Source organism: Comamonas koreensis, assembly GCF_014076495.1.
GTDB classification, from domain to species: domain Bacteria; phylum Pseudomonadota; class Gammaproteobacteria; order Burkholderiales; family Burkholderiaceae_C; genus Comamonas; species Comamonas squillarum.
Genome location: NZ_CP043575.1, coordinates 4,178,186 through 4,204,563, shown reverse-complemented (window position 1 = coordinate 4,204,563; position 26,378 = coordinate 4,178,186). Strand labels below are relative to the sequence as shown.

Annotated in this window: 29 protein-coding genes and 1 riboswitch; of the genes, 21 read left to right on the top strand and 8 right to left on the bottom strand. The window is 66.5% G+C overall.

Annotated elements, in window-relative coordinates; all coding sequences use genetic code 11:
* Positions 1-279: 279 nt before the first annotated feature.
* Both F0Q04_RS19175 and F0Q04_RS19170 read right to left on the bottom strand, forming a co-directional pair.
* Positions 280-699, bottom strand: coding sequence for a cell division protein ZapA (locus F0Q04_RS19175; RefSeq protein ID WP_116925833.1), 420 nt, complete (start codon positions 697-699; stop codon positions 280-282).
* On the bottom strand, positions 699-914 hold the full coding sequence (locus F0Q04_RS19170; protein ID WP_021027064.1) for a hypothetical protein: 216 nt from the start codon (positions 912-914) through the stop codon (positions 699-701). The genes F0Q04_RS19175 and F0Q04_RS19170 overlap by 1 nt, the downstream gene beginning before the upstream one ends.
* A 37-nt stretch (positions 915-951) precedes the next feature.
* Positions 952-1,199: riboswitch (cobalamin riboswitch) on the top strand.
* An 83-nt stretch (positions 1,200-1,282) separates the two neighbouring features.
* Between F0Q04_RS19170 and F0Q04_RS19165 the strand changes: the two genes are divergently transcribed.
* From F0Q04_RS19165 to cobT, 15 genes are all read left to right on the top strand, one after another.
* Positions 1,283-3,181 (top strand): TonB-dependent receptor domain-containing protein, encoded by a 1,899-nt coding sequence (locus F0Q04_RS19165; protein ID WP_182342954.1) that lies wholly within the window; start codon positions 1,283-1,285, stop codon positions 3,179-3,181.
* A 22-nt stretch (positions 3,182-3,203) separates the two neighbouring features.
* On the top strand, positions 3,204-4,625 hold the full coding sequence (locus tag F0Q04_RS19160; RefSeq protein WP_182342951.1) for a cobyrinate a,c-diamide synthase: 1,422 nt from the start codon (positions 3,204-3,206) through the stop codon (positions 4,623-4,625).
* A 10-nt stretch (positions 4,626-4,635) separates the two neighbouring features.
* A complete protein-coding gene (locus tag F0Q04_RS19155) occupies positions 4,636-5,223 on the top strand; it encodes a bifunctional adenosylcobinamide kinase/adenosylcobinamide-phosphate guanylyltransferase (RefSeq protein WP_116925994.1) in 588 nt (195 codons plus the stop codon).
* Between the two features lie 11 nt (positions 5,224-5,234).
* Entirely contained in the window at positions 5,235-6,221 is a 987-nt protein-coding gene (locus F0Q04_RS19150; RefSeq protein ID WP_232539406.1) for an ABC transporter substrate-binding protein, read from the top strand.
* Between the two features lie 77 nt (positions 6,222-6,298).
* Entirely contained in the window at positions 6,299-7,276 is a 978-nt protein-coding gene (locus F0Q04_RS19145) for an iron ABC transporter permease (RefSeq protein WP_313900091.1), read from the top strand.
* Positions 7,276-8,094, top strand: a complete 819-nt coding sequence (locus tag F0Q04_RS19140) for an ABC transporter ATP-binding protein (protein WP_116925837.1) — start codon at positions 7,276-7,278, stop codon at positions 8,092-8,094. Before F0Q04_RS19145 ends, F0Q04_RS19140 begins: the two co-directional genes overlap by 1 nt.
* 63 nt (positions 8,095-8,157) lie before the next feature.
* Complete coding sequence (cobO, locus tag F0Q04_RS19135) at positions 8,158-8,727, top strand: cob(I)yrinic acid a,c-diamide adenosyltransferase (RefSeq protein WP_116925838.1); 570 nt, start codon at positions 8,158-8,160, stop codon at positions 8,725-8,727.
* A gap of 22 nt (positions 8,728-8,749) precedes the next feature.
* Positions 8,750-9,454, top strand: a complete 705-nt coding sequence (bluB, locus tag F0Q04_RS19130) for a 5,6-dimethylbenzimidazole synthase (protein WP_116925839.1) — start codon at positions 8,750-8,752, stop codon at positions 9,452-9,454.
* Positions 9,451-10,545, top strand: a complete 1,095-nt coding sequence (gene cbiB, locus F0Q04_RS19125; RefSeq protein ID WP_116925840.1) for an adenosylcobinamide-phosphate synthase CbiB — start codon at positions 9,451-9,453, stop codon at positions 10,543-10,545. Before bluB ends, cbiB begins: the two co-directional genes overlap by 4 nt.
* Entirely contained in the window at positions 10,538-11,539 is a 1,002-nt protein-coding gene (locus F0Q04_RS19120; protein WP_116925841.1) for an aminotransferase class I/II-fold pyridoxal phosphate-dependent enzyme, read from the top strand. The genes cbiB and F0Q04_RS19120 overlap by 8 nt, the downstream gene beginning before the upstream one ends.
* Before the next feature lie 52 nt (positions 11,540-11,591).
* The gene (locus F0Q04_RS19115) at positions 11,592-12,377 is read left to right on the top strand and encodes a HipA family kinase (protein WP_116925996.1); all 786 of its coding nucleotides are present in this window, start codon (positions 11,592-11,594) and stop codon (positions 12,375-12,377) included.
* Complete coding sequence (locus F0Q04_RS19110) at positions 12,364-12,768, top strand: DUF3037 domain-containing protein (RefSeq protein WP_116925842.1); 405 nt, start codon at positions 12,364-12,366, stop codon at positions 12,766-12,768. Before F0Q04_RS19115 ends, F0Q04_RS19110 begins: the two co-directional genes overlap by 14 nt.
* Complete coding sequence (locus F0Q04_RS19105; RefSeq protein WP_116925843.1) at positions 12,765-14,219, top strand: cobyric acid synthase; 1,455 nt, start codon at positions 12,765-12,767, stop codon at positions 14,217-14,219. The genes F0Q04_RS19110 and F0Q04_RS19105 overlap by 4 nt, the downstream gene beginning before the upstream one ends.
* Before the next feature lie 124 nt (positions 14,220-14,343).
* Positions 14,344-14,781 (top strand): hypothetical protein, encoded by a 438-nt coding sequence (locus F0Q04_RS19100; protein WP_021025181.1) that lies wholly within the window; start codon positions 14,344-14,346, stop codon positions 14,779-14,781.
* Positions 14,782-14,930: 149 nt separating this feature from the next.
* Positions 14,931-16,013, top strand: a complete 1,083-nt coding sequence (cobT, locus tag F0Q04_RS19095; protein ID WP_116925844.1) for a nicotinate-nucleotide--dimethylbenzimidazole phosphoribosyltransferase — start codon at positions 14,931-14,933, stop codon at positions 16,011-16,013.
* A gap of 16 nt (positions 16,014-16,029) precedes the next feature.
* Here cobT and nth read toward each other — a convergent pair whose 3' ends face one another.
* Positions 16,030-16,683, bottom strand: coding sequence for an endonuclease III (gene nth, locus F0Q04_RS19090; protein ID WP_116925845.1), 654 nt, complete (start codon positions 16,681-16,683; stop codon positions 16,030-16,032).
* Positions 16,684-16,743: 60 nt separating this feature from the next.
* Positions 16,744-17,781 carry a DUF4105 domain-containing protein gene (locus F0Q04_RS19085; protein ID WP_116925846.1) on the bottom strand — a complete coding sequence of 346 codons (1,038 nt, stop codon included), beginning with the start codon at positions 17,779-17,781 and terminating at the stop codon, positions 16,744-16,746.
* A 160-nt stretch (positions 17,782-17,941) separates the two neighbouring features.
* Between F0Q04_RS19085 and F0Q04_RS19080 the strand changes: the two genes are divergently transcribed.
* From F0Q04_RS19080 to F0Q04_RS19070, 3 genes are all read left to right on the top strand, one after another.
* Positions 17,942-19,138, top strand: a complete 1,197-nt coding sequence (locus F0Q04_RS19080) for a PLP-dependent aminotransferase family protein (protein WP_116925847.1) — start codon at positions 17,942-17,944, stop codon at positions 19,136-19,138.
* A gap of 91 nt (positions 19,139-19,229) precedes the next feature.
* On the top strand, positions 19,230-19,445 hold the full coding sequence (locus tag F0Q04_RS19075; protein ID WP_116925848.1) for a SlyX family protein: 216 nt from the start codon (positions 19,230-19,232) through the stop codon (positions 19,443-19,445).
* Between the two features lie 172 nt (positions 19,446-19,617).
* Positions 19,618-20,181 (top strand): DUF2721 domain-containing protein, encoded by a 564-nt coding sequence (locus tag F0Q04_RS19070; protein WP_116925849.1) that lies wholly within the window; start codon positions 19,618-19,620, stop codon positions 20,179-20,181.
* Between the two features lie 40 nt (positions 20,182-20,221).
* On the opposite strand, the gene F0Q04_RS19065 is transcribed toward F0Q04_RS19070, so the two are convergent.
* The 3 genes from F0Q04_RS19065 to F0Q04_RS19055 all read right to left on the bottom strand — a co-directional run bounded on the left by F0Q04_RS19065 (position 20,222) and on the right by F0Q04_RS19055 (position 23,605).
* Positions 20,222-21,589 carry a hypothetical protein gene (locus F0Q04_RS19065; RefSeq protein ID WP_116925850.1) on the bottom strand — a complete coding sequence of 456 codons (1,368 nt, stop codon included), beginning with the start codon at positions 21,587-21,589 and terminating at the stop codon, positions 20,222-20,224.
* Positions 21,586-22,572: an ABC transporter ATP-binding protein gene (locus tag F0Q04_RS19060; protein ID WP_182342949.1), complete on the bottom strand. Its 987-nt coding sequence runs from the start codon at positions 22,570-22,572 to the stop codon at positions 21,586-21,588. The genes F0Q04_RS19065 and F0Q04_RS19060 overlap by 4 nt, the downstream gene beginning before the upstream one ends.
* 130 nt (positions 22,573-22,702) lie before the next feature.
* On the bottom strand, positions 22,703-23,605 hold the full coding sequence (locus F0Q04_RS19055) for an HTH-type transcriptional regulator ArgP (RefSeq protein ID WP_116925851.1): 903 nt from the start codon (positions 23,603-23,605) through the stop codon (positions 22,703-22,705).
* Positions 23,606-23,675: 70 nt separating this feature from the next.
* Here F0Q04_RS19055 and F0Q04_RS19050 point away from each other — a divergent pair, with 70 nt between their 5' ends.
* On the top strand, positions 23,676-24,338 hold the full coding sequence (locus tag F0Q04_RS19050) for a LysE/ArgO family amino acid transporter (RefSeq protein WP_182342947.1): 663 nt from the start codon (positions 23,676-23,678) through the stop codon (positions 24,336-24,338).
* A gap of 230 nt (positions 24,339-24,568) precedes the next feature.
* On the top strand, positions 24,569-25,039 hold the full coding sequence (locus F0Q04_RS19045) for an ABC transporter substrate-binding protein (RefSeq protein WP_182342945.1): 471 nt from the start codon (positions 24,569-24,571) through the stop codon (positions 25,037-25,039).
* A gap of 56 nt (positions 25,040-25,095) precedes the next feature.
* Here the strand turns inward: F0Q04_RS19045 and F0Q04_RS19040 are convergent, their stop codons facing one another.
* Positions 25,096-25,362 carry a DUF3820 family protein gene (locus F0Q04_RS19040; protein WP_116925997.1) on the bottom strand — a complete coding sequence of 89 codons (267 nt, stop codon included), beginning with the start codon at positions 25,360-25,362 and terminating at the stop codon, positions 25,096-25,098.
* A gap of 206 nt (positions 25,363-25,568) precedes the next feature.
* Here F0Q04_RS19040 and F0Q04_RS19035 point away from each other — a divergent pair, with 206 nt between their 5' ends.
* Positions 25,569-26,357 (top strand): MetQ/NlpA family ABC transporter substrate-binding protein, encoded by a 789-nt coding sequence (locus F0Q04_RS19035; protein WP_021025165.1) that lies wholly within the window; start codon positions 25,569-25,571, stop codon positions 26,355-26,357.
* Positions 26,358-26,378 lie beyond the last annotated feature (21 nt).

The following is a 26,378-nucleotide window of genomic DNA, read 5'->3' as shown; positions in this document are numbered from 1 at the left end:
GGTTCATCTGACGCGAGACGATCACGCTCAATAGGTAATGTACCAAGCCCGTGCTCGTAGAGCATTGGTTCAAGGAACTATAAAGTCCAGCAGGGCTGCGAACGCTTTCATTGTAATCGCTCGCGCCTGCCGCACCCACCAAAACTGCAATTCAATGTGCCTGGATTGGTCAAAAAAGATAGCTGGTTAGCCAGATTGAGCAATGGGTGGCGTGATATTTTGCAGCCAGGCATTGCATGGCGCGGCAATCTGGTGTTGGCGCCTGCTCGCGGCAGTGCCTCAAGCGCTGGTGCCCAGGGTGTCGGCCGGTTGCGCGGGGGCCGGCGCCAGCGCCGCGTCCAGCCGTTGCATCACCGACTGCACACGGGGCGCATCCCAGTCCAGGCTCGCCTGGTCCCCAGGGGCGGTCTGGGCCTGGACCTCAACCATCGCGGCAGACTGCGCAGCAGCTTGCGCCTGCAGGGCGTCTGCGGTCTGGCTGAGCTGGCTGTTTTGCACTTGCAAATCAAGCAGGTCAAAAGCGACATTGAGGGCCGCCAGCACAGCGATGCGCTCGCGGCCACGGATCTTGCCCGCGTCGCGGATGCCGCTCATGGCCTCATCGACATGCTTGACGGCAGCCAGCAGACGTGCTTCCTGGCCTTCGGGGCAGCCCAGCATATAGCTTTGCTGCATGATGTGTACTTCCAGCTGTTTCATCATTCGTCCTGGTCAAAGGTCTTGGGCAGGCGTTCGATCAGTGCATCCACGCGGGCGCGGGCCGCTGTCAGGCGCGATTGGAGGGAGTCGCGCTCCTGGGTCAGGGTGGTGACTTGCTCTTGCAATTGGGCGTGGGCGCGTTGCAAAGCCTCATGACGGCTCAGCAGTGCCTCCACCCGCTCAAGCATCAGATCCATAGAAGGCGTAGTGGCCATAGAGAGACAGTCTTCTTAAGTGCGCAATGGGTTTAACGCTAAAATTGTACCCGTTGGTGCTCGCCCCAGTGGTTCACATGGGGGCAGTTCAACGGGAAGCAGGAGCGCCGCTTGTGCCCTACAAGCCTTACGCAACCTGCGCTGCCCCCGCAACGGTAAGCGATGGTTGGCTTTTGCGCCATCCACAGCCACCACTATGCCACTGAATACCTTGAACAAGTGTTTGGGAAGGCGTGTGCTGTGTCATCGCCAGCCCGGATACCGGCCAACAATAGTGGAGGCGCGTGGCTGAGGCCTTGCCGCGGCTTCCGTGTTCCCCATTGCCGGCGGGGAGGCTGGCGCGGGGTGGTTCATCACCAACTCAGTGCATGTTTTCCTCTGCTTTTTCGACACGCCCCTGCGCGCGTCCCGCGCTTGCGCCCCGCTCGCGCACCCTCCATACCCCCCGTTTTTTGGCCTTGGCCATCGCAGCGGCGCTGCCCCTGTTTGCGCTGCCAGCACAGGCGCAGCAGGCCCCAGCCGCCCTGGAAACAGAGGGTAAAAACCTGCAAGAGATGGTGGTGACCGCCAACCGCATCGAGCAGCCGCTGTCCGATCTGGTGGCCGACATGTCCATCATCGATGCGCAGACCATCGAGCGCCAGGGCCCGGGCAGCGTGGCCGATGTGCTGGCGCGCGTGCCGGGCATCCAGATTTCGCGCAACGGCGGGCCGGGCACGACGACCAGCGTGTTCATGCGCGGCGCCGATTCGCGCTTTACCGCTGTCTATGTTGATGGCGTGCGCATGGATTCGCAATCGACCGGCGGCGCCTCCTGGCAATCGATTCCGCTGGCGCTGATCGATCGCATCGAAGTGCTGCGCGGCCCGGCCGCTGCCGTCTACGGCTCGGACGCGATGGGCGGCGTAGTGCAGATCTTCACCAAGAAAGGTGAGGGCACGCCCCAGCCCTATGTCGGCCTGGGCTTTGGCAACCGGGGCACGTTCACGGCCGAGGCCGGTATCTCCGGCAGCGCCGACGGCTGGGATTACGCGCTGGGTCTGAACCGCTCGCAGACCGATGGCTTCAATGCCCGCACCGTGGCCACCGCCAACCCAGACAAGGACGACTACCGCAGCAATGCGGTCAGCGGCCGCCTGGGCTACCAGCTCAACGGCCAGCACCGGCTCGAAGCCACCTTGCTGGCCAGCGATGTGAACTCGGGCTACGACAGCAGCCTGACCGAGGACGACCGCAGCCTCAACAAGATGTATGCGCTGGGCCTGAACTGGCAGGCGCAGTGGACCGAGCACTACAGTACCAAGCTGCAGTTCAGCCAGTCGCGCGACTATTACGAGACCCGGCCCTCGCCCTACCAGACGGACACGCGCCTGCATAACTACCTGTTCCAAAATACCTGGCGCCTGGGCGTCCACACCTTGACGGCCGCACTGGAGCGGCGTGACGACGCGCTGACGAATGGCGGCATTGACCGCGACCGCCACCAGAATGCGCTGGCGCTGGGCTATGGCCTGAACACCGGCCCGCACACGGTGCAGCTGAACCTGCGCCGGGATGACGACAGCGAGTTCGGCGGCAAGACCACCGGCAGCGCTGCCTATGGCTATGCCTTTGCAACCAACTGGCGCGCCACCGCGACAGTGGGCACGGCCTTTCGCGCGCCCACGCTCTACCAGCGCTTTAGCGAATACGGCGACGCATCGCTGCAGCCCGAGAAAAGCCGCAATGCCGAGCTGGGCCTGCGCTGGGCGCAGGGTGCCGACAGCTTCTCGGCCACGGCCTACCGCAACCGGGTCACCAACCTGATCAACTTCTCGTCGCCCGGCAGTTGCGACAGCGAATTCGGCTGCTATGCCAATGTGGGCAAGGCACGCCTGGAAGGCATTACCTTGGCGGCCACGACCAAGCTGGGCGCGTTCAACCTGCATGGTTCGGTCGACTTCCAGAACCCGCGCGATACCGAAAACGACAAGCTGCTGGCGCGCCGCGCCAAGCGCTATGCCACCCTGGGCGCCGAGACGCGTGCAGCCGGTTGGACCTGGGCGGCCGACCTGCAGACCAGCGCCAAGCGCTTTGACAATGCCGCCAACACCAATGTGCTGGGCGGCTACACCTTGTTCAACCTGTCGGCGCAGACCGAGGTGGCCAAGGATGTGAACCTGATCGCCCGTATCAACAACCTGGCCGACAAGCGCTACCAGACCGCACGCACCTATGCCACCGAAGGTCGCAGCGTGTATGTGGGTGTGAAGTGGATGCCGCGCTGAGCGCAGAGGGGATAAGCCAGCCATGACAGAGACGACGGTTCAGGACCGCCCAACGGCCGCTTGCGTGGCACTGCTGATTGCGGCGCCCGCATCGGGCCAGGGCAAGACCACGGTGACGGCAGCCTTGGCGCGCCTGCATGCCCGCCAGGGCCGGCGGGTCCAGGTGTTCAAATGCGGCCCGGATTTTCTCGATCCGCAGTGGCTGCGCCTGGCCAGCGGCCAGCCCGTGCATGCGCTGGATCGCTGGATGAACGGTGAAGTGGATGTGCGCGCACGCCTGTTTCAGGCCGCGCAAAGCAACGATGTGCTGCTGATCGAAGGCGTGATGGGCCTGTTCGATGGTGCCAACAGCGCGGCCGAGCTGGCCAAGTCGCTGGGCATCTCCGCTGTGGTGGTGGTCGATGCATCGGCCATGGCCGCTACCTTTGGCGCCATTGCCCATGGCCTGCAGCACTATGACCCAGGCCTGCAGCTGGCCGGTGTGCTGGCCAACCGCGTGGCCACTGCCCACCATGGTGAGCTGCTGCGCAGCGGCCTGCGCGACCCGGCACTGTGGCTGGGCGCGATGCACCAGGTGAGCCTCGATGCTGCGAAACCGCGCGCCAACCTGCTGCCCGAGCGCCACCTGGGCCTGGTGGCAGCCCATGAGCTGCACGACGCTGCCGAGCGCCTGGATGCCGCCGCCGACGTGCTGGCGCTAACGCCGCTGGGCCAGCTGAGCTGGCAAGAGTGGCAGCAGCGCTGGACGGTGGCCTTTACCGCGCCTGCTGTTGCCGCCCCGGTGCCCGCCTGGCTGGCCGGGCGCCGCATTGCCGTCGCCCGCGATGCCGCTTTCAGCTTTATCTACACCGCCAATCTGGAATGCCTGCAGGCCATGGGCGCCGAGCTGGCCTTTTTCTCGCCGATCGCAGGCGACCGCCTGCCCGCCTGCGATGCGCTGTGGCTGCCTGGCGGCTACCCGGAGCTGCACCTGCCCGCGCTCAAGGCCAATGCCGGCTTGCAGCTGGATCTGCAGGCGCACCTGGAACAGCGCAAGCCCGTCTGGGCCGAATGCGGCGGCATGGTGGCACTGGCCGAGGGCCTGACCGACCTGGACAGCCGCTGGCACAGCTTGTGGGGCTTGCTGCCAGCGCAGGCCGTGATGCACCAGCGCCTGGCGGGTCTGGGCATGCAGCAGCTGCTGACGCCCTGGGGCATGCTGCGCGGCCATACCTTTCACTATTCCAAGCTGCAGAGTGAGGCCCTGGAAGTGGCGCGCAGCAGCCGCCCGGGCCAGGCGGCCGAGAGCGGCAAGGGCGAAGCCGTCTACCAGCAGGGCAGCATCCATGCGAGCTATTTCCATGCCTGGTTTCCCTCGTGCCCGCAGGCCGTAGCGGCCTTGCTGGGGGTGGACATGCCGGTGGTCAATCCGCAGGCCTGGCACCGTGAGGCGTTGAACGCCTAAGATGCGCGGCATGGATGACTCTCTTTTCCACGTTGATGGAGCGCCGCTGAAGCTCTTGCTGCTGGGCGGGCAGAAATCGGGCAAATCACGCCAGGCCGAGCTGCTGGCGCGCGCCTGGCTGCAGGCCGATGCCGGCCGCAGCGCCAGCCTGGTCGCCACCGGCACCGCGTATGACGCCGAGATGCACGAGCGCATTGCGCGCCACCAGCGTGACCGCCGCGCCCGCGTGCCGCAACTGGCCACCGTGGAGGCGCCGCGCGACGTCGCCCAGCAGCTGCTGGCGAGCAGCCGGCCCGAACACCTGCTGGTGGTCGACTGCCTGACCCTGTGGCTCACCAACTGGTTGATGCCGATGGAGCCTCCAGCGCTTTCACCTGCGCAAGCCTGGCAGGTACAGTGCGATGCCTTTGTCGCTGCCCTGCAGGCCGCACCGGGGCCTGTCATTTTGGTCAGCAATGAGATTGGCCTGGGTGTCATTCCGATGGGCCGCGAGGTGCGCGCCTTTGTCGATGCGCTGGGTCTGCTCAACCAGCAAGCGGCAGCGGCCTGCAACCGCGTGCAACTGATGGCAGCGGGCTTGCCGCTGCAGATGAAATGATGGCCTTGTTGATGGCTCCCCGACCCCTTTTGCGGCAGGCACTGGCCCGTGTGGCGCTGATGCTCGCGTTGCCGATGGCCCAAGCTGCGCCGTCCGCCAGCGTCGATGAACTGCGCCTGCAACCCTTTGCCAATGCGCCGGTCTGGAAAGACCAGGACCTGGTTGCTCCCGTGGCCATCGTCGACGACCGGGGCCGCAAGGTCCAGCTGGCGCAACCACCGCAGCGCATCGTGAGTCTTCTGCCGTCGCTCACCGAGAGCACCTGCGCGCTGGGACTGTGTGAGCGCCTGGTGGGGGTGGACCGCTATTCGGACTGGCCCGCCTCGGTCAAGAAACTACCGGTGGTGGGCGGCGGTCTGGACCCGAGCGTTGAATCCGTGGTGGCGCTCAAGCCCGATGTGGTGCTGCTGTCCGATGCCTCCAAGGCAGCAGAGCGCTTGCAGGCGCTGGGCCTGAAGGTGGTGGCGCTCGATGTGAAGTCCAAGGCCGATATCCACCGCGTGCTGGGCACCCTGGGCCAGCTCCTGGGCGTGCCCCAGGCGCAGGGCGCTGACCGGGTCTGGCACGCGCTGGAATCGGGCATTGATGCGGTGGTGCGCGACCTGCCCGAGCGCACGCGCCATACCCGGGTCTACTTTGAGGTGAGCCGCGGCCCTTATGCGGCCGGCCCCCAGTCCTTTATTGGCGAGACCCTGACCCAACTGGGCGTGGACAATGTCGTGCCCGCTGAGCTGGGCCCCTTCCCCCGGCTGAGTCCCGAGTTTTTGCTGCGCGCCCAGCCGGATGTGATCATGCTGGGCAACCGCAGCATGCAGGCTGCCACCAGCTACCCGGGCTGGCACAACCTCCAGGCCGTCAAGGCCGGGCGGGTCTGTGTGTTTACGGATGAAGAGTCGTATGCGATCGTGCGCCCAGGCCCGCGCATGGCCCAGGCGGCGGCGCTGATGGCGCGCTGCCTGGCCGACAAGGCACCGGGCAAGGCTGCGGTGGCGCGCTGATGGCTGCTTTTCCCACCTCAGCACCCGCATCCGCAGCGCAGCGCGAGGCGGCGCCCGGCCTGCGCCGCAGTGCCTGGCTGGCGCTGGTGCTGCTGGTGCTCAGCGCCTTGCTGCTGCTTGTCGGCGCCAGCGTCGGTAGCACCGGTTGGGAGAGCGTGTTGCGCATGCGCGACGACCCGACTTCCTGGCAGATCGTCGTCGATATCCGCCTGCCGCGCTCGCTGGGCGCCTGGCTGGCTGGTGGCCTGCTGGGCCTGGCGGGGGCTGTCGCTCAGGGCCTGTTTCGCAACCCGCTGGCCGATCCCTATTTGCTGGGCAGTGCGTCTGGCGCCTCGCTGGGCAGCGCATTGGGCCTGGTGCTGCTGGGCTCGTCCGTCACCAGCCTGAATCTGCTCTACCGCCTGGGCATGACCGGCATGGCCTTTGTGGGTGCCGCCTGCGCGGTGGCGCTGACGGTGGTGCTGGCGCGCAATGTGCAAAACACCTTGCGCCTGTTGCTGGCCGGCGTGATCGTGGGCGTGGTGCTGGGCGCCATGCGTGATCTGCTGGAGCTGCGCCACCCCGATATTCTGCAGGCGATGCAGGCCTTTACCCTGGGCACCTCGGCCTTTGTCGGCTGGGAGGGCTGCGCGCTGATGGCCGGCGTGCTGCTGGTCTGCGTGCTGGCCACCTGGTGCTGCGCCCGCCTGCTCGATGGCCTGACCCTGGGCGAGGCGACGGCCGCCAGCCTGGGCTTGCCACTGGCCCCGTTGCGCTATGGCCTGGTGGCCGTGCTGGCCCTGGCCACCGGCACCTCGGTGGCGCAGACTGGCCTGATCGCCTTTGTCGGCCTGGCCGCCCCGCACTTGGTGCGCAGCCTGGTGCAGGTGGGCCATGGCCGCAGCACCGTGCTGGCTGCCGCGATGGGTGGCGTGCTGCTGCTGGCCGCCGATATCTTGGCGCGCTGGCTGGTGGCCCCGCAGGAGCTGCCGGTGGGCGTGCTGACCGCCGCGCTGGGCGGCACTTACCTGCTCTGGCGCATGCACCGCAGCACCCGGTCGGCAGGGGGGCTGTGATGCAAACTCCGAACTCTGCTGCGCTGAGCGCCACCAATATCCACGCCGCTGTGCATGCAAGGCCGATTCTGCAAGGCGTCAATGCCCAGTTTGCCCAAGGCCGCTGGACCAGCATTGTCGGCCCCAATGGCGCGGGCAAATCCAGCCTGCTCAAGGTGCTGGGCGGTTTGTGGCCGGCGGCACAGCTGCAGGGCGAGGTAGCACTGCTGGGCAAGGATTTGCAGCGCTGGCCGCGCAAGCAGCGCGCCCAGGCGCTGGCCTGGCTGGGCCAGGGCGAGGTGGTGACGCAAGAGCTGACGGTGATGGATGTGGCCATGCTGGGCCGCCTGCCGCACCAGCCCTGGTTTGCAGCGCCCAGCCGCGAAGACCATGCGGTGGTGGAGCAATGCCTGCGCGCAGCCCATGCCTGGGACTGGCGCCACCGGCCGGTGGCCGAACTCTCGGGCGGCGAGCGCCAGCGCGTGCTGCTGGCCCGGGCCATGGCCGTGCAAGCCCAGGTACTGCTGATGGATGAGCCGCTGGCCAACCTGGACCCACCGCACCAGACCGACTGGGTGGACAGCATGCGGGCCTTGACCGCCCAGGGCATCACCGTGGTCAGCGTGCTCCACGAGATATCAGTGGCGCTGCTGGCCGACCATATGCTGGTGCTGCAGGCCGGCCGGGTGCTGCACCAGGGCCGCTGCGACGACCCGGCCACGCATGCCGCACTGGAGGCGGTGTTTGACCACCGCATCCAGGTGCGAGCGATTGATGGCGTCTGGATAGCCTTGCCGCGCACCGCCACTGTAGTGCAAGCCCCTGAGCGCCTGCGCTGAATCCCTGTGAAGCCGGGCCTGGCCCCGTTTCCAAAGACACAACGACTCAACGAAAGACTTCCGATGCAGATTGAAACGCCACCCAGCGAAAAGCCTTATGAAAAGCCCGAGGGCGAGCGCCGTGGCCTGGTGATCGTCAACACCGGCGATGGCAAGGGCAAGACCACGGCGGCCTTTGGCCTGGCGTTCCGCGCCACGGGCCGGGGCAAGGCCGTGAAGGTCTACCAGTTCATGAAGGTGCCGACCGCGCGTTTTGGCGAGCACCGCCTGTCTGAGCAGGTGGGCCTGCCGGTCGAAGGCCTGGGCGATGGCTTCAGCTGGAAGAGCCGCGATCTGGAGCACAGCGGCCAGCTGGCGCGCGAAGGCTGGGAAAAGGCCAAGGCAGCCATCCTCTCGGGTGAGTATTTCCTGGTGGTGCTCGATGAGGTCACCTACCCGCTGATCTACGGCTGGCTGCCCTTGCAAGAGGTGCTGGACACCCTGGCCGCGCGCCCCAAGGAGGTGCATGTCTGCATCACCGGCCGGCGCTGCCCGCAGGAGATCATCGATGCGGCCGACACGGTCACCGAGATGACGATGATCAAGCATGCGTTCAAGGCCGGCATTCCGGCGCAGCGCGGCATTGAAGACTGAGGCCCCGCAGCCGATTGCTGGCATGAGCGATATCAACTCCCACGCCCCCATCAGCGCCCCCACGATTGCCGCCACGGCCTTCAGCGAGGCTGAGCGCGCAGCCGTCTACCGCGCCATCCATGAGCGGCGCGACATGCGCCACTTTGCCGGCGGCCAGGTGGACGATGCCGTCCTGCTGCGCCTGCTGCGGGCGGCGCACCATGCGCCCAGCGTTGGCTTTATGCAGCCCTGGCGCTTTATCCGGGTGCGCGATGCGCAGATGCGCGGCCGCATCCATGCGCTGGTTGAAGAGGAGCGGCTGCGCACCGCCCAAGCCTTGGGTGCGCGCGAGGCCGACTTTATGCAGCTCAAGGTGCAGGGTGTGCTGCAGGCGGCCGAGGTGCTGGTGGTGGCCATGCCGCCGGGGCGCGAAGCCCATGTGTTTGGCCGCCGCACCTTGCCCGAGATGGATGTGGCCAGCACCGCCTGCGCGATCCAGAACCTGTGGCTGGCGGCGCGTGCCGAGGGGCTGGGGATGGGCTGGGTATCGCTGTTCGAACCCCAGGCGCTGGCGCAGCTGCTGGCCATGCCCGCAGGTGCGCATCCGTTGGCCGTGTTGTGCCTGGGCCCTGTAGAGGCCTTTTATGCCGAGCCCATGCTGCAGCAAGAGCGCTGGGCCAGCCGCGCGCCCTTGCAGGACATGCTGATGGACGGGTGCTGGCAGCCAAACCAAGGGACGCAGCCATGAGCGATGGCGGCCTGTGGTCGCTGGCACTGGCCGGTGGCAGCCCGCTGCTGCAACTGGTCCAGGCCTTGGCGGATGCTGGCCCTGCCGTGCCCTGGCAGGCGCCGATGGCGGCCTTGCTGGCGGTCTTGGTGGCCTTGCTGGTGGATCGGCTTTGGGGCGAGCCGCCAGTGCGGCTGCACCCTGTTGTCTATATGGGCCAGCTGCTGGGCATGCTGGGCCAGGGGATTGCGCCGCGCCAGGCGCTGGAGCGCGCTTACGGTCGCTTTGTGCTGGCGGCGCTGGCCTGGTGCATGCTGGCGGCGGGCGCCTGGCTGGTGTATGCGGCACTGCAGTGGCTGCTGCTGTTGGCGCCCTGGTGGCTGGGCGCACTGGGGGCGGGTCTGCTGCTCAAGCCCTTGCTGTCCTGGCGCATGCTGCGCAGCGAGGTGCTGGCGGTGGAGGCCGCGCTCGGCGAATCGCTGGACGCGGGCCGGGCCCGGCTGTCCTGGCTGGTGAGCCGCGATACCGCACAGCTCGAGGCAGCGACAGTGCGCGAGAGCGCGATCGAGACGCTGGCCGAGAACCTGAGCGACTCGGTGCTGGCGCCGCTGTTCTGGTTTGCCGTCGCCGGCCTGCCGGGTGCGGCGCTGTACCGGTTGGCCAACACGGCCGATGCGATGTGGGGCTACCCAGGCTGGCGCGGCCAGGGCGCTCAGCGCCGCCACTGGCAGTGGGCGGGCAAATGGGCGGCACGGGCCGATGATGTGCTGAACTGGCTGCCGGCCCGCATCACCGCAGCCTGGCTGGCCGCGTTGGCGGGCGGCCTGTCCTGGTCCGGCCTGCGGCGCGATGCGGCGGTCACGCCATCGCCCAATGGCGGCTGGCCCATGGGCGCGATGGCGCGGGCGCTGGGCCTGCACCTGTCCAAACCCGGTGTGTACCAGCTCAACCCGCAAGGCCGGCCGCCGCAGGCCCAGGATGTGCAGCGGGCGCTGGCCCTGGCGGGCCGGGTGGTGTGGGCACAGGCACTGTGCGCCTTGTTGCTGGCCCTGGGTTTGGCGGTAAAGATAGCAATCGCCTCGATGGCGCAAGGAGCATTGGCCCATGGCTGATAACGAGCATGGTGGCACCGACGCCTTGGGCGTGCCGGCGCATGATTTTTCCACCAACCGCAATGCCTGCGGCCCCTGCCCGGAGGCGGTGGCCGCCTTGCAGGCCGCGCACCTGGCGCAGTACCCCGACCCGCACTACACGGCGCTGCGCCTGCAGCTGGCGGCCTTCCATGCGGTGGATCCCGAGCGCTTGGTCATTGGCGGGAGCAGCAGCGAGCTGATCCACCGCCTGACCCAGCATGCGCTGCGCCAGGGTGCCACGCAGGTGAGCCTGCCCCGCTATTCCTATGGCGACTATGCCCAGGCGGCGGAGGTGTGGGGCCTGCGCAGCAGCACCCGCAATCCGGCTTGGGGCGAAGGCCTGCACTGGGCCTGCGAGCCCTCCAGCCCACTGGGCCGTGCCGAAGATATTTGGCAAGCGTTGCCTGCAGACGCTAGCCACCATGGCCTGGTGCTCGATTGCGCCTACCGGCCGCTGTGGCTGGAGGGCCCTGCGCCGCCACGCGACATGGCCGCGCTGTGGCAGCTGTGGACGCCCAACAAGGCACTGGGCATGACGGGGGTACGCGCTGCCTATGCGATTGCACCTGAGGACACGGCACAGGCGCAGATTGATGCACTGCGGGCGCTGGCGCCTTCCTGGGTGGTGGGTGCCCATGGCGTGGCCATGCTGCAGGCCTGGGTGACGCCCGAGGTGCAGGCCTGGCTGGCCCGCAGTCTGGACACCTTGCGCCACTGGAAGGGCCGGCAGCTGGCGCTGTGCGAGCGCCTGGGCTGGGCGGTGCTGCCCGGCCACCAGGCCAATTACTTTGTCGCGCGCCTGCCGCTGGCGCAGGCAGACCTGCCCGCGCGCCTGGCAGCACTGCGCAGCCAGGGTATCAAGCTGCGCGATGCCCGCAGCTTTGGCCTGCCCGGCCATGTGCGCCTGGGCGTGATGGCGCCGGTGGCGCAGGCGGCGCTGGCGCGGGTCTGGCTGTCGCTGGCAGATGCATAGCGAGGACATGCGGCAACCGCTACCATTTGGTATGGATTTACAAACTTTGCAACTGCGCACCGTCTTGGTCGAGCGCTATGTGACGCCGCTGCGCGAGGGCGGCTCAATGCCGGCCGTCGTCGAGGCGGACGATCTGGGCCTGTATGTGCTCAAGTTCCGGGGCGCTGGTCAGGGCGTGCGCGCGCTGATGGGCGAGCTCATTTGCGGCGGCATCGCCCGCGCGCTGGGCCTGCCGCTGCCCGAGCTGGTGCTGGCCCTGCTGCACGCCAAGCTCGCGCAAACCGAGCCCGACCCCGAGATCCAGGACCTGATCCGGGCCAGTGATGGCCTCAATGTTGGGCTGGATTACCTGCCCGGCTCGGTCAATTTTGACCCGGCCGTCGATGCGGTGAGCATTGACTTCGCCTCGCGCCTGGTCTGGTTCGATGCGCTGGTCAGCAATGTGGACCGCACGGCCCGCAACACCAATATGCTGATGTGGCAGCGCAAGCCCTGGCTGATTGACCACGGCGCGACCCTGACCTTCCACCATGCCTGGGATGGCACGGTGGCCGACCCGGCCAAGCCCTTTGCGCCGATTGCCGACCATGTGCTGCTGGCCCAGGCCAGCCAGCTGGCCGAGGTGGACGAGGCCCTGGCCGCACAACTGACCGAGCCGGTGCTGAGCGCCATTCTGGCCACGGTGCCCGACTGCTTTTTAGCCAAGGCGGCCGAGGACCGCAATAGCCCGCTGCTGGCCGATCCGCAGGCGCACCGCGCCGCCTATGTGAATTATTTTCTGGCCCGCCTGCAAGCGCGTGGCCGCTGGTTGCAAGGAGCCATCGATGCACGCGCATGATGTGTATGACTACGCTATCGTGCGCGTGGTGCCCCGGGTCGAGCGGGAGGAGTTCATCAACGCCGGCGTGATTGTGTCCTGCCAGCGCAGCGGCTATCTGCAGGCAGCGATGGCGCTCGATGAGGCGCGGCTGCTGGCGCTCGATCCAGAAGTCGATCTGCAGGCCGTCTACCGCCACCTGGGCAGCATTGTCGCTATCTGCGCCGGCGTGCCCGAGGCCGGGCCCATCGGCCAGCTGCCATACCGCGCGCGCTTCCACTGGCTGACGGCCAAGCGCAGCAGCATGATCCAGACTTCGCCCGTGCACACGGGGCTGTGCGCCGATGCGGGCTCGGCGCTGGAGCGCATCATGGCGCGCATGGTGCTGCCGCTGGGCAGCGTGCAGCGATGAGCGCGCGCTGCATCATGGTGCTGGGCACCAGCAGTGGCGCGGGCAAAAGCTGGGTGGCCACGGCGCTGTGCGCCTGGTACCGGGCCCAGGGCTACAAGGTGGCGCCCTTCAAGGCGCAGAACATGAGCAACAACGCCCGCGTGGTGGCCACGCCGGATGGCCAGTGGGGCGAGATTGGCACCGCCCAGTACCTGCAGGCGCTCGCCGCAGGCGCCGTGCCCGATGTGCGCATGAATCCGTTGTTGCTCAAGCCCGAGGCCGACGCGCGCAGCCAGGTGGTGCTGTTTGGCCAGGTGGACGAGGCGCTGTCCAAAATGCCCTGGCGCGGCCGCAGCCTCCAGGTGTGGCCGCAGATCGCGCAGGCGCTCGATGCGCTGCGCGCCGAGAACGATGTGGTGGTGATCGAGGGAGCTGGGTCGCCCGCCGAGATCAATCTGCACCGCAGCGACGTGGTCAATATGCGCGTGGCGCGCCACTGCGATGCGCATTGCCTGCTGGTGGCCGATATCGACCGGGGCGGGGCCTTTGCCCACCTCTACGGCACCTGGGCGCTGCTGCCGCCCGAGGAGCAAAGCCTCATCCAGGGCTTTGTGCTCAACAAGTTTCGGGGCGATGCGGCCTTGCTGGCGCCGGCGCCGCAGATGCTGCAAGACATGACTGGTGTGCCCACGGTGGCCTGCATTCCGATGCAGTTCCAGCATGGCCTGCCCGAAGAAGACGGCGTGTTTGACGACCGGGGCAGTGGTGGTGCCGGGCAACCGGTGCACACCTGCATCGCCATCGTCGCCTACCCGCGCATCAGCAACCTCGACGAGTTCCAGCCGCTGCTGCAACTGCCAGGCGTGCGTGTGGTCTGGGCCCGCACGCCCGCGCAGCTGAGCGATGCGGACTGGGTGATTCTGCCGGGCAGCAAGGCCACCGCAGCCGATCTGGCCTGGATGCGCCAGCAGGGGCTGGATGCGGCTGTCGCCCGCCATGCGCAGGCGGGCAAACGGGTGCTGGGCATTTGCGGCGGCCTGCAGATGCTGGGCGAGGCGCTCGTCGATCTGCATGGCGTGGACGGCAATGCCGCCGGCCTGGGCCTGCTGCCGCTGGTGACGTTGTTTGCGCAGCAAAAGAATGTGCAGCCCACGCGCCTGCTGCTGCCTGCCGTGCAGGCGCCCTGGCAGGCCTTGAGCGGCCTGGTGGTGACGGGTTATGAAATCCACCACGGCCAGACCGAACTGCGCCCCGACATGCAGGCCGGCGCCGCCCAGCCCGCGCAGGAGCTGCTGCCCGGCCTGCTGTGGCAGGGCGGGGCGCCGCAGGTGCTGGGTACCTATGTGCATGGCCTGTTCGAGAATGCCACTGTCATCCATGCGCTGTTTGGCCACGATGCGCCCAGCCTGGACCAGGTCTTTGCGCGCATGGCCCAAGGGGTGGGCGAGTGGTTTGGAGGCCGCCTACCCTGAGTGGGCGGGGCCTTTGCCTGTAGGCCAAATATTGCAAGCGCTGGCGGATTGGGCCGATAGGGGTGCGCTTGCAGCGCAGGCATGCTGTTTGTGTTGCTTCCCATCACCGATAAGGATGATCGCTATGAAAAACATGTTCCGCCAGTCTTTGCAAATGGCCGCGATGGCCCTCGCGCTGGGTACCGCCGGCTATGCCAGCGCCCAATCGGCACCGCCCCCTCCACCACCGCCTGCCAAGCACATGAAGCCCATGCCGCATGGCCCGCACGGTGCCCACCACAAGCGCGGTGAAATGCGCGGCGATGCCCGCGCCAACGCCGATGTGGCCGAAGGCAGCTCTAACGCCCGCGAAGCGGCAGCCGCTCGCCAGGCCGCACGCCAGGGCCAGTTGACCGATCCGGGTTCCAGCTTCCGCGAAAACGCCACCGCACGCTGCGCCGTCTTCAAGACCGATGAAGACCGCCGTGCCTGCGTCGGCCGCGTGGCCCAGGGCCAGGACAGTGGCTCGGTGCAAGGCGGTGGCATCTTGCGCGAGTACACCTATACGGTGCCTGCCAAGTAAGCCGACTGATCTAGTCCATCAACGCTCTGCCCAGCTTTTGCTGCGCAGAGCGTTTTTGCATGGTTTGTGCGCGCCGGGCTGCAAACCGGGGCGGGCAGCGCGATACTGGCGGCTTGGCGTATCACCGTGCCCCGTTCTCTAGCTTGACCATGTCCGAATCCTCGTTCTCCCCGCTCATCCCTTCCATTGCCTCGATTGAGGACGCCGCCTTTCGCCAGCAAGTGCAGCAGCTGCTGGACAACAAGACCAAGCCGCTGGGCTCGCTGGGCTTGCTGGAGGCCCTCGCGCTGCGCATCGCCTCCATTCTGGGTAGCACCCAGCCCCGTCTGGCAGACCCCCAGATGGTGGTGTTTGCAGCCGACCATGGCCTGGTGGCGCAGGGCGTGTCGGCCTACCCGGCCGATGTGACCTGGCAGATGGTGGGCAATTTTCTGGCTGGCGGGGCGGCGGTGAGTGTGCTCTCGCGCCAGCATGGCGTGGCGCTGAATGTGGTCGACTGCGGCGTGGCCCGCGATTTTGAACCCCAGACCGATGCGTTGCCCCCAGGCACGCCGCGCCTGTGGCTGCGCAAGGTGGCTCCGGGCACGCAAGACAGCAGCCTGGGCCCGGCGATGGACATGGCGCAGTGCGAAGCGGCCATTGCCAATGGCCGCGCGCTGCTGCAGGCCTTGCCCGGCAATGCCTTGCTGCTGGGTGAGATGGGCATTGGCAACACCTCGAGCGCGTCGCTGCTGTTGGCGCGGCTGTGCAACCTGGATGTGGAAACCGTCACCGGCGCAGGTACCGGGCTGAGCGGCGAGGGCGTAGCCCGCAAGGCCGCCGTGCTGCGCCGGGTGCTGGCGCGCCATGCCGATGTGCACGAGCCCCTGGCCGTGCTGGCCGCGATGGGCGGGCTGGAAGTGGCCACAATGGTGGGCGCGGTGCTGCAGGCTGCGCTGGAGCGCCGCGTGATCGTGGTCGATGGCTTTATCACCAGCGCGGCCGTGCTGGTGGCCTCACGCCTGCAGCCCGCCGTGCTGGAGCGCTGCGTCTATGCCCACCGCTCGGGCGAGCCCGGCCATAGCCACTTGCTGGCGGCCTTGCAGGCCCAGCCTTTGCTCGACTGGCAGCTGCGCCTGGGCGAAGGCTCGGGTGCGGCGCTGGCCTGGCCGCTGCTGGAGTCGGCCTGCGCGATGCTGCGCGACATGGCCAGCTTTGCATCGGCGGGTGTCAGCACCCAGAGCAACGCTTGATGCCTTGCCGCTGCGATCAGCGCAGCGCGCCTTGCGGTGGCGGTGTCTTGGGCGAGAAATCGCAGTAGCTGCTGACCAGGCATTCCCAGCAGCGCGGCTTGCGCGCCTGGCAGACATAGCGGCCCAGCAGGATCAGCCAGTGGTGCGAATCGACGGCATAGTCGTCCGGCACGCGCTGCATCAGCTGCTTTTCCACCTCCAGCGGGTTCTTGCCGGGCGCCAGGCCGGTGCGGTTGCTGACGCGGAAGATATGGGTGTCCACCGCCATCGTCGGCTGGCCAAAGGCCACATTGAGCACCACATTGGCGGTCTTGCGGCCCACGCCGGGAAGCGCTTCGAGCGCCTCGCGCGTATCGGGCACCTGGCCGCCATGGCGTTCCACCAGAATGCGGCAGGTTTCCATCAGATGCTTGGCCTTGCTGCGGTACAGGCCGATGGTCTTGATATAGCCCTCCAGGCCTTCCAGCCCCAGCGCCAGCATGGCCTGGGGCGTGTTGGCGACCGGAAAGAGCTTGCGGGTGGCCTTGTTCACGCCCACATCGGTTGCCTGGGCCGACAGCAGCACGGCAGCGAGCAGCTCGAACACCGAGGTGTATTCCAGCTCGGTCTGGGGCGAAGGATTGGCCGCCTTCAAGGTGGCGAAGAAGGGTTGGATATCAGCGGTTTTCATCGTGTTGTTGTGCAGGCTCGGCTGCCATTATCTGGTAAGGCCTGAGCCTGGGTCCCTGCATCAGGGCTGCAGCGGCGCCTGCGGCACGCCCTGGCGGATGGCGGCCGAGAAATCCTCACCCGGGCGCACTGCCTTGGCGCGGGCGTTGATGTGCGCGGCCTCATGGATGGCCTCAAAGTCATGCGGGCGGGCGAGGGCGCCCAGGCTGTCCACATACTGGGGCAGGTAGCCGCTGGCCAGCAGGCGCCAGTCCATCGGCAGGCCTGGCACGATGCGGCGCACCATCTCGAACACGATGGTGGTGCAGTTGGCAAACAGCGTGTGGTAGAACTGCGGCGTCTCGACCAGCGCATTGGCCTTGTCCACATAGGCGATGAACAGCGAGCGCATCGCAGCGCGCGGCATGGCGACGCTGTAGAGGTAGACCTCTTCCCCGCGCATATTGCTGCGCACGCGCAGGATGTCGTGCTCATCGGCGGCGACCAGGCTTTGCTCGAACTGCTTGAAAAAGCCGCCTACGGCCGAGAACTGCTCGCCGCGCTCCTTGCGGATCTCCACCGAGAAGGTCAGGTAGCGGCGCGGGCCCTTGCCATCGTCAAAGCCAAAGGACACCAGGGTGTGGGCAATGGCCGGCCCCATCCAGTACGAGGTGCTCATGTCCACCGAGACGAGCTGGCGCAGGTCATAGTTGCGGTCTTCCCAGCGCGGGGTCGCCTTGCTTGCGGTCTGCCAGTCAAAATTGCGCACATTGTGCAGCTGCACCAGGTCGCCCTGCACTGTGCCCGACAGCTGCTGGGCTACATCCGGCGCCCATTTGCGCGTGTTGGACGGCTGGATGCTGGCCCACCAGGCCAGGATGCCCGCCAACAGCAGACCATAGATCAGCAAACCCCGGGGCGCACGCTGCTGCCACAGCAGGAAGATGCAGTACAGGCCCACCCCCACCCAGACCCCCAGCAGCAGACCCCGGGCCGAGCCCGACTTGACCGACTGTGCCAGCTGAAACCACAGCGCCCCGCAGGCCCAGACAACGCCTGCGAGCATGAGCAGCGAGGCCAGCAATTTGACCAAAACAATAAAGAAAGCGGCGATGCGCATGGTGACAAAATCCTTTGGACCGCAAGCATAGTCGATAGGAGAGGCCAATGGCGGGCTCAGGGATGCCAGAGCGACGCATGGGGCCGGTAAAAAGTAGCAAAATGCCAAGGCGGCCGGTCGCTCGACCTGGCTGCGCTTTTTTGATTTGAGAGAACACTCCATGACACTGCGCTTTGCCTCCCGCCTCGACAATGTCGAGACGTCCGCCATCCGTGAACTGTTCAAGCTGCTGGGCAAGCCCGGCATCATCAGTTTTGCCGGGGGCTTTCCGGATGCAGCCATGTTCGATGTGGAAGGGGTGCGCGAGGCCGCCAATGCGGCGCTGACCGAGGAGCCGGGCGCCGCGCTGCAGTACGGTGCGACCGAGGGCTACCAGCCGTTTCGCGAGCAGATCGTCGGTCTGATGGCCGCCAAGGGCGTGCAGTCGCTGACGCCCGAGCAGCTCATCGTCACCACCGGCAGCCAGCAGGCGCTGGACCTGCTGGGCAAGACCATGATCTCGCCCGGCGACAAGGTGATCGTCGAGGGCCCGACCTTTCTGGCCACGATCCAGTGCTTTCGCCTCTACGGCGCCGAAGTCATCAGCGCCCCCACCGATGAGAACGGCGTCATCCCCGAAGCGCTGGAGCAACTGATCGCCGAGCATCAGCCCAAGCTGGTCTACCTGATCCCCACCTTTGGCAACCCCAGCGGCGCGCTGCTGAGCCTGGAGCGCCGCCGCCAGGTTCTGGAGATGGCCGTGCGCCACCAGACCCTGGTGGTCGAGGACGATCCCTATGGCGACCTGTATTTTGATGCGCCGCCGCCGCCCAGCATGCTGGCGCTGTCGGACAGCGTGCCCGGCAGCCGTGACTACCTGGCCCACTGCGGCAGCATGAGCAAGGTGCTCAGCCCCGGCCTGCGCCTGGGCTGGCTGATTGCGCCGGCCGAGCTGCTGGGCAAGTGCGTGATGTGCAAGCAGTTCAGCGATGCGCATACCAGCACCTTCAGCCAGGCCACCGCCGCCCAGTACCTCAAAGCCGGCCGCATGCCCGCCACCTTGGACCGCGTGCGCACCACCTACGCGGCGCGCAGCAAGGCCATGGGCGAGGGTCTGCGCAGCCAGCTGGGCGATGCCGTGCGCTTTGTGCAGCCGCTGGGCGGCATGTTCATCTGGGTGCAGCTGACGGGCGCCCGAGGCCAGGAGACGGACGGCAATGCGCTGGCCAAGCGCGCCATCGAGCAGGGCGTGGCCTTTGTGCCCGGCACGCCGTTCTTCGCGCAGAACCCCGATACCTCGACCCTGCGCCTGTCGTTTGCCACCGCCGATATCGCGCGCATCGAAGAGGGCATTGCCCGTCTGGCCAAGGCGCTGTAAGCGTTGTTGACACCCCAACGCCGGCATGTGCGCTGTCACATGCCGGCGTTATTCTTTGCCTCGCCCGCCCCGTTTTTAGCCAGGAGCCGCCATGTCCACCCTCGAACCCCTGCAGCAGCGCCTTGAAGCCTTGGAGATCAAGTCCGCCTATGCCGACGACCTGCTCGAAGAGCTGAACCTGACGATATACAAGCAGCAGCAGCAGATCGACCGCCTGCTGCACCTGGTCAAAGACCTGCAGCAGCGCATGCCCGAGACCGGATCTGTTGCGCCAGGTGCACGCGACGAGCTGCCGCCGCACTACTGAGCACACAATTTGCTGCAAATCAGCCCAGAAACAGGGCGGAAAAGGTATTAGGGTTTGCACCTATTTGGTGCGAGAATGTTGGCTTGAATTTTGCAGTGTTCATTGCAGGCGTTGCAGCCTGCACAAGGCGTGTGCTGCAGCGCAGTTTGTCCACCATCTCTGCCCTAACACCATGTCCATCGACGTCAGCAACATCACCCACAGCATCCAGCTGGCTGTGGCTCCCGTTTTCTTTCTCACCGGGGTGGCGGGCATGATTGGCGCCGTCGCCGGCCGGCTCGCGCGCATCATCGACCGGGGCCGCGTGCTCGAAGACCGCATGATGGCCTCCAAGGACGAGGACTATGTGCAGCGCTCCTTGCTGGAGCTGAACTTTCTGCGCCGCCGCGGGCGCCTGGCCAATCTCTGCATTGGTTTGCTGACCTTGTGCGGCGCGCTGATTGCGCTGACCATCATCTTGCTGTTCGTCGGCCAGACCACCAAGACCGAGATCGACGCCAACAGCTGGTCGCTGGCAGCCATGTTCAGCTTTGGCCTGGGCGTGGTCAGCTTTGTCTCGGCGCTGTGCTGCTTCATGGTCGAGACCATGATGGCCACGCAGCTGCTGAACTTCCATCCGCTGCGCCAGCCGGCCACGATTCCCTGCATGGCCGCGTCCCAGGCGGCTGCCGCTGCGGCCCCGCGCAAAGCAGGGGCCGAGCCCAGCCGCCACGATGCCTTCATGCCCCAGGCCTGAGGCTGGCAGCGGCCCGCCTTAGCAGGCGGTGGATAGGTGCCTAAAGCGCAAAGATATCGTCCTTCGCCGCGCTGCGGGGCGTGATGGCCTTGAGGCGCCACACCAGCGCTACGGCCAGCACGGCCAACTGCACCAGCATACCGCTCCAGGCGAGCCAGCCCAGCGCCGGCGCATGCTGGAAGTTGGACGACAGGCGCGGGTCAAAGGCGCCAAACAGCGGCTCGAACAGCGGCGCCAGCCCCAGTGACCAGAACATGGCCGGCAGCAGGGCGCTGAGCACAAAGACCACCAGCAAGGTCATGCCCAGCGGCGAGCGGCTGCTTTTGCGCAGCGAGAACACCAGGTAGATGCCGCAGTCGCGCAGCACATGCAGCAGCACCATGAAGGCCAGCGGGCCCAGTTGGGAGCGGTTGGACAGCGGGTCGGCATTCCACAACAGGTAGGCTGGCAGCAGCACCGCAAATGCCATGCACCAGCTGATCGGCCACAGTGGCATGTTCTGCCAAAAGCGCCGCCACTGGCCGTGCTGCGCGCTATAGAGCAGGGCGCGCCAGCGCTGCGCCACCTGGCTCTCGAGCGCAGCGGCGTAGTAGGTTACCAGCGCCAGCAGCAGCATGCCGGTCAGCGCCCGGCCGGTGCCGCTGGGCACCAGGCCCACGAGCAGCAGACAGCCCGCCGCATTGCCCAGCGCCCAGGCCCAGGGCGTGGTGGGCACCGACAGCTGCATGGACATGGCCCGCCACAGCGCCAGCAGACCCAGCAGCAAACTGGCGGCCGCGAAAATCAGCAGCAGCGCGCCCGAGCCCAGATGCAGGCCCCACCAGGCGCCGCCACCGTCACCGCCCAGCAGGCTGTCCAGCCCCACCACCAGGCTGCTAACGAGTTGCAGCAGCAGGAACACCAGCACCACCAGCACCCAGACATTGCGGCTCGTGGCCGGTTTGTTGGGATCCATGCTGTAGAGGCGGCTGGCCATCATCGCGCAGTGCAGCGCGCAGGCGCCCACAATGGTGAGGACGAGCACCAGCACGGTCTCGGCCAGCTCGCCCAGCCAGAAGCCGCACAGCAGGGCCGCTGCGGTGCACAGCAGCGCGCCATACCAGGCATAGCTGGGGCCGCCCAGCAGTTTGCCCCAGGCCATGCGCCAGGGGCCCATGGCGCTCATGCGCTGCTGGTCCCAGGTGCGTTCGTTCAGCTCGTCATTGATGCTGGACAGTGCGGTGAAGGTGCCCACGCAGGCGGCCAGCAGGCCTACCAGCGTCATCGCACCCTTGTGCAAATAAACCAGCGGCTGCTTGCCCTCGATCACAAACACGCAGATGGCCAGCATCAGCAAGATGGCCGGCATCAGCACCAGGCGCGCAGGGCTCAGCTCCAGGCTGAGCTGGCGGCGAAATTCCGGATTCATGGCCACTCCTTGGCAAACAGCGCTTGGGGATCAACGGGGGCCTCCAGGCTTTGCTGGTAGCGCTCCTGCAGACTGGTGCGCGCCTCCTGGTAGCCCAGCACCTGCGCGCCGTGGGCCACGAGCTGCTGCAGCAGCTGCACGCGGGCAGCAGTGTCATGCGCAGGCATGCCAATCCACAGGATATGAGAGGCGCTGCCCTCACGGCCCGCACGCATATCGACCAGGCGGTAGCCAGCCAGTGCTAACTCGGGCTGGGCGAGCGGCGCGGCCAGCTCCAGCTGCATCACCAGCTCGGAGGGCAGGGCGCCGATGCCGCCGGCGCCAGCGACCGCATTCAGGGGCCCGTGGCTGGTGATGCGGCCTTCGCGGATCGACAGGATATGGCTGCAGTACTCGTCAAGCTCGCTCAGGATGTGGCTGGAGACGACCAGGGTCATGCCCTGGGCCTGCAACTGGCGGAACAGGGTCGAGAGGCTGCTGCGCGCTTCCGGATCGAGCCCGCTGGCGGGCTCATCGAGTAGCAGCACCTGGGGCTCATGGATGATGGCCTGGCCAATGGCCACGCGCTGGCGCTGGCCACGCGAGAGATTGCGCGTGGCATGGCCCAGCTTGGCCGTCAGCGCCAATTGCTCGGCCACGGCATGCACGCGCGCGGTGGCTGCCTGGCGGCTCAGGCCCTGGCTTTCGGCGGCGTACTGCAGGCACTGGGCCACGCTCAGGGTCTCGTAGAGCCCGAAGAAATCCGACAGATAGCCCATGCACTGGTGGGCGCGGCGGGGCGCTTGCTGCACATCAATGCCTGCCACCCGGGTGCTGCCGCTCAGCGGCGCTTCCAGCCCGGTAATGCAGCGCAGCAAGGTGGATTTGCCCGCGCCATTGGGCCCCACCAAGGCGGTGACGGTGCCCGCCTCGATCTGCAGGCTCACGCCATGCAGCGCGCGGTGGCCGGGGTAGTCGACGATGAGATCCTCCACCTCAATCATGCTGTGCTCTTTCTAATGAAAACCATGGAGTCCTCCCTCTGCGGCAGCGCCCAGGTAGGCCGGTGCTGCCGCTGCCAGCATCATAGGCGCACCAGCCTGCGCCTTGCTGACAACCCCAGGGCAGCAAGGCTCAAGCCGCAGGCGTGAGCACGCGGCTGGCTGCGCGCATGACGCAGTCCGTCAACCGGGCCAGGCTGGTCTGCGCGCTGCGCGGCAGCGCCCAGTACAGCGGCACGTCCAGCGGGGTGTCGGGCACCAGCGGCACCAGGCTGCCGCGCGCGAGCTGCTCGGCAATCAGCACCGTGGGGTGCATGCCCCAGCCCATGCCGATCTCGCAGGCACGCACATAGCCCTGGTTGGATGGCAGAAAATGCCGGGGACCGCTGCCGCGCGAGGCCATGCCCTGGGCCTGCAGCCACTGGTCCTGCAGCCGGTCCTTGCGGTCAAAGGTCATGATGGGCGCCTGGGCCAGCGCCTGGGTGCTCACCCCGTCTGCAAAGTAACGCGTCATAAAGCCGGGGCTGGCCGCTGCCACATAGCGCATCGTGCCCAGCGGCCAGCTGTTGCAGCCCGGAATCTGGCCGCTGGTGCCGGTCACTGCGCCCAGCACCGCCCCTTCGCGCAGCGCCTGGGCGGTGTGGTCCTGGTCGTCCACGCGCAAATCCAGCAGCTCGTTGCCCGAGGCGGTGAATTCGGCCATCGCATCCATGAACCAGGTCGAGAGCGAGTCGGCATTGACAGCCAGCTTGATGGTGGGCGCGACCGGCGCGTCGGGCAGCAGATCGGGGTTGCTGCGGCGCAGGGCGTTTTCCAGCAAGGCCACCTGCTCGAGGTGCAGGCACAGACGCAGGCCGGCCTCGGTGCCGGTGCAGGGATTGCCGCGCTGCACCAGCACCTGGCCGCTGCGCTCCTCGAGCTGCTTGATGCGCTGCGACACCGCCGATGGGGTGACATGGAGTTTCTTGGCGGCGCGCTCGAAGCTGCCCTCGCGCACCACGGCCGCCAGCGCGGCCAGTCCCAGGTAGTCCAGCATTTAGTTTTGCTTCATTTGACTAAGATTGTTTAATTTTACTTATTTAGTGGTGCGCCGCACAATAGCCGCCATGTGGACAACAAGCATGACTTCTACCTGGCTGGCCGGTTTCACGGTCTGCCTTTCTTTGATCGTCTCGATCGGTGCGCAAAACCTCTATGTGCTGCGCCAGGCCGTGAGCGGCGAGCATGTACGCGCCTGCGTCGCCTGGTGCGTGTTCAGCGATGCGTTGCTGATCGGTATTGGCGTGGCCGGCATGGCCCAGGTGCTGGGGGATTCGCCCACCCTGGCCTACTACCTCACCTTGGGCGGCGCACTGTTTTTGCTGGCCTATGGCCTGATGGCTCTGTGGCGCGCCGCGATGCCCGCTGGCGCAGCGCCTGCTGCCGATGGGGACGGTGCGCCGGCCACGGCGGCCCGGCGCGGCCTGTGGCGCGTGCTGGGTGCGCTGGTCGTCATCACCTTGTTCAACCCCCATGTCTACCTGGACACGGTGGTGCTGGTGGGCTCGATCGGCGCACGCCAGGACGGCAGCCTCAAATGGATCTTTGTGCTGGGTGCGGCCAGTGCGAGTCTCGCCTGGTTTGTGATGCTGGCCAGCGCCGGCCGGCGCCTGCAAACGCTGTTTGCCAAGCCCCAGGCCTGGCGCGTGATGGACGGCTTTACCGGCGTGATGATGCTGGCGCTGGCCTGGTGGGTATACAGCGGGCTCGGCAGCATCGCAGCGGCCTGAGCCAGGCGATAGCGGGCGGCGCCCAAGGTCTTGTAGATCAAGCCCTGCCGCTGGCTTGCTCTACAATATTTATAGCTGCGCGCTACGCATAACGAATAACCAAAGCCGAGCCATACCGCTGCAAGCCGTGCCTACAAGCACTTGAATTTGCAGCGTTTCCCCTCATGTACCCAGGGTAGGCAAGCAGGCACCCCGCCTGTGGCCCCGGCCTTTTATTTGGAAATTTCGTAGTGAACCCCTCTTTTCGCACCTCTGCATCCGTTCTTGCTTTGACCATTGCTGGTCTGGTTCTGCCAGGCCTGGCCCACGCCAAGCGCATGGGCGGCGGTGTCAAGCGTCCCGCAGCCACGCAAAAGGCGGCCCCTGCACCGGCAGCCAAGCCTGCGACACCAGCCGCCGCTGCACCCGCGGCCGCTCCAGCAGCGGCTGCAGCCCCTGCCGCTGCGGCACCGGCCGCCGCGGCACCGACCGCTGGCGGCTCCAGCATGATGGGCACCATGGGCGCAGCTGCCGTGGGCGCCGTTGCTGGCACGATGGCCGGCAGTGCCATGGCGGGCGCCATGGGCGGTGACAAGGGCAAGGAAGAAGCCGCTGCCAAGGAAGCCGAAGCCAAGAAGGCAGAGGCCGAAGCGGCGGCGCTGCAAAAGCAGGCCGATGATGCCAAGGCCAAGGCCGACGCAGCCCGCTCTGCCGTCAAGTAAAGCAGCTTCTCAACAACCTGAACCCACCCGCAGCTGCTGGAAGCCTGCGGGTTTTTTCATTTTCGCGGAGGCTGTCCAGCTGCCTGCCCGCTCGCCTGCAGGCTGGCGCGCAGAGGGTGCAGCAACTCGCCCAGGCCGTTGTGGTCGATCTCGTGCATCAGTGCCAGCAGCCGGCCCAGATCGCCTTTGGGAAAGCCCTCCCGCGCAAACCAGTTGAGGTAATTGCCTGGCAGGTCCGCAATGGCGCGGCCCTGGTACTTGCCAAAAGGCATGGGGGTGGTGAGCAGGCGCAGCAGCTGATCGGGGTCAAACGGGCTAGACATGGCCCAGAGCATAGCGCGGCCGGCGCCCGGCGGCTGCCCGGACTGTGGCTTTGGGCCATAAAGATCAATTTCTTTATAACCAAATCTCTTTATATTCTTTGATCGATATGCCAATCAAGGCTAGACTTGCACCATCTTGGTTCAGTCCCATCAAGAAAAAATCCATGTGTTGCCCGGGCTGGTCTTTCTCATCTGTTCAAAACACCATGTTCAAAAAAACGCTTTCCGTTCTTGCCATCGCGGCCCTGGCCGTGTCTGCCCACGCTGCTGATGTGGTGCTGAAAGTGGCGGCCTCGCCGGTGCCACATGCCGAAATCCTCAATTTCATCAAGCCCAAGCTCAAGGCTGAGGGTGTGGATCTGCAAGTGCGCGAGTTCAGTGACTACATCCAGCCCAATGCGGCGGTGGAAGACAAGCAGCTCGATGCCAACTTCTTCCAGCACCAGCCTTACCTGGACAGCTACAACAAGGACCGCAAGAGCTCGCTGGTGCAAGTGCCCAATGGCAAGGTGCATGTGGAGCCCTTTGGCGCCTACTCCAGCAAGATCAAGAACATCAAGGACCTGAAGGACGGCGCCACCGTGGCCATCCCCAATGACCCGTCCAACGGCGGCCGCGCCTTGCTGTTGCTGCAAAAGCACGGCCTGATCGAGCTCAAGGACGCCTCCAAGCTGACTTCAACGCCGCTGGACATCGCCAAGAACCCCAAGAAGCTCAAGTTCAAGGAGCTCGAAGCGCCGCTGCTGCCGCGCGCGCTCGGTGACGTGGATCTGGCCCTGATCAACACCAACTACGCGATCGAAGCCAAGCTCAACCCCACGAAGGACGCGCTCTTTATCGAAGGCGCCGATTCGCCCTACACCAACATCATTGCCGCCCGTGCAGACCGCGCCAATGACGAGGCGATTGCCAAGCTGACCCGTGCGCTGCATGGCGACGATGTGAAGAAATTCATCCTGGAGAAGTACAAGGGCGCCGTCGTCCCCGCATTCTGATCGGCAAGTGAGCTGCTCTGG

Bases quoted from the DNA above. Each gene is read 5' to 3' on its own strand.
- F0Q04_RS19035 (WP_021025165.1), top strand. From the start codon at position 25,569: ATGTTCAAAAAAACGCTTTCCGTTCTTGCCATCGCGGCCCTGGCCGTG.
- F0Q04_RS19055 (WP_116925851.1), bottom strand. From the start codon at position 23,605: ATGCTGGACTACCTGGGACTGGCCGCGCTGGCGGCCGTGGTGCGCGAG.
- F0Q04_RS19105 (WP_116925843.1), top strand. From the start codon at position 12,765: ATGAGCGCGCGCTGCATCATGGTGCTGGGCACCAGCAGTGGCGCGGGC.
- nth (WP_116925845.1), bottom strand. From the start codon at position 16,683: ATGAAAACCGCTGATATCCAACCCTTCTTCGCCACCTTGAAGGCGGCC.
- F0Q04_RS19160 (WP_182342951.1), top strand. From the start codon at position 3,204: ATGACAGAGACGACGGTTCAGGACCGCCCAACGGCCGCTTGCGTGGCA.
- F0Q04_RS19175 (WP_116925833.1), bottom strand. From the start codon at position 699: ATGAAACAGCTGGAAGTACACATCATGCAGCAAAGCTATATGCTGGGC.
- F0Q04_RS19085 (WP_116925846.1), bottom strand. From the start codon at position 17,781: ATGCGCATCGCCGCTTTCTTTATTGTTTTGGTCAAATTGCTGGCCTCG.
- F0Q04_RS19150 (WP_232539406.1), top strand. From the start codon at position 5,235: ATGGCTCCCCGACCCCTTTTGCGGCAGGCACTGGCCCGTGTGGCGCTG.
- F0Q04_RS19070 (WP_116925849.1), top strand. From the start codon at position 19,618: ATGTCCATCGACGTCAGCAACATCACCCACAGCATCCAGCTGGCTGTG.
- cobT (WP_116925844.1), top strand. From the start codon at position 14,931: ATGTCCGAATCCTCGTTCTCCCCGCTCATCCCTTCCATTGCCTCGATT.
- cobO (WP_116925838.1), top strand. From the start codon at position 8,158: ATGCAGATTGAAACGCCACCCAGCGAAAAGCCTTATGAAAAGCCCGAG.
- F0Q04_RS19110 (WP_116925842.1), top strand. From the start codon at position 12,364: ATGCACGCGCATGATGTGTATGACTACGCTATCGTGCGCGTGGTGCCC.
- F0Q04_RS19080 (WP_116925847.1), top strand. From the start codon at position 17,942: ATGACACTGCGCTTTGCCTCCCGCCTCGACAATGTCGAGACGTCCGCC.
- cbiB (WP_116925840.1), top strand. From the start codon at position 9,451: ATGAGCGATGGCGGCCTGTGGTCGCTGGCACTGGCCGGTGGCAGCCCG.
- F0Q04_RS19065 (WP_116925850.1), bottom strand. From the start codon at position 21,589: ATGAATCCGGAATTTCGCCGCCAGCTCAGCCTGGAGCTGAGCCCTGCG.
- F0Q04_RS19050 (WP_182342947.1), top strand. From the start codon at position 23,676: ATGTGGACAACAAGCATGACTTCTACCTGGCTGGCCGGTTTCACGGTC.
- F0Q04_RS19075 (WP_116925848.1), top strand. From the start codon at position 19,230: ATGTCCACCCTCGAACCCCTGCAGCAGCGCCTTGAAGCCTTGGAGATC.
- F0Q04_RS19040 (WP_116925997.1), bottom strand. From the start codon at position 25,362: ATGTCTAGCCCGTTTGACCCCGATCAGCTGCTGCGCCTGCTCACCACC.
- F0Q04_RS19100 (WP_021025181.1), top strand. From the start codon at position 14,344: ATGAAAAACATGTTCCGCCAGTCTTTGCAAATGGCCGCGATGGCCCTC.
- F0Q04_RS19140 (WP_116925837.1), top strand. From the start codon at position 7,276: ATGCAAACTCCGAACTCTGCTGCGCTGAGCGCCACCAATATCCACGCC.
- F0Q04_RS19170 (WP_021027064.1), bottom strand. From the start codon at position 914: ATGGCCACTACGCCTTCTATGGATCTGATGCTTGAGCGGGTGGAGGCA.
- F0Q04_RS19060 (WP_182342949.1), bottom strand. From the start codon at position 22,572: ATGATTGAGGTGGAGGATCTCATCGTCGACTACCCCGGCCACCGCGCG.
- F0Q04_RS19165 (WP_182342954.1), top strand. From the start codon at position 1,283: ATGTTTTCCTCTGCTTTTTCGACACGCCCCTGCGCGCGTCCCGCGCTT.
- F0Q04_RS19155 (WP_116925994.1), top strand. From the start codon at position 4,636: ATGGATGACTCTCTTTTCCACGTTGATGGAGCGCCGCTGAAGCTCTTG.
- bluB (WP_116925839.1), top strand. From the start codon at position 8,750: ATGAGCGATATCAACTCCCACGCCCCCATCAGCGCCCCCACGATTGCC.
- F0Q04_RS19120 (WP_116925841.1), top strand. From the start codon at position 10,538: ATGGCTGATAACGAGCATGGTGGCACCGACGCCTTGGGCGTGCCGGCG.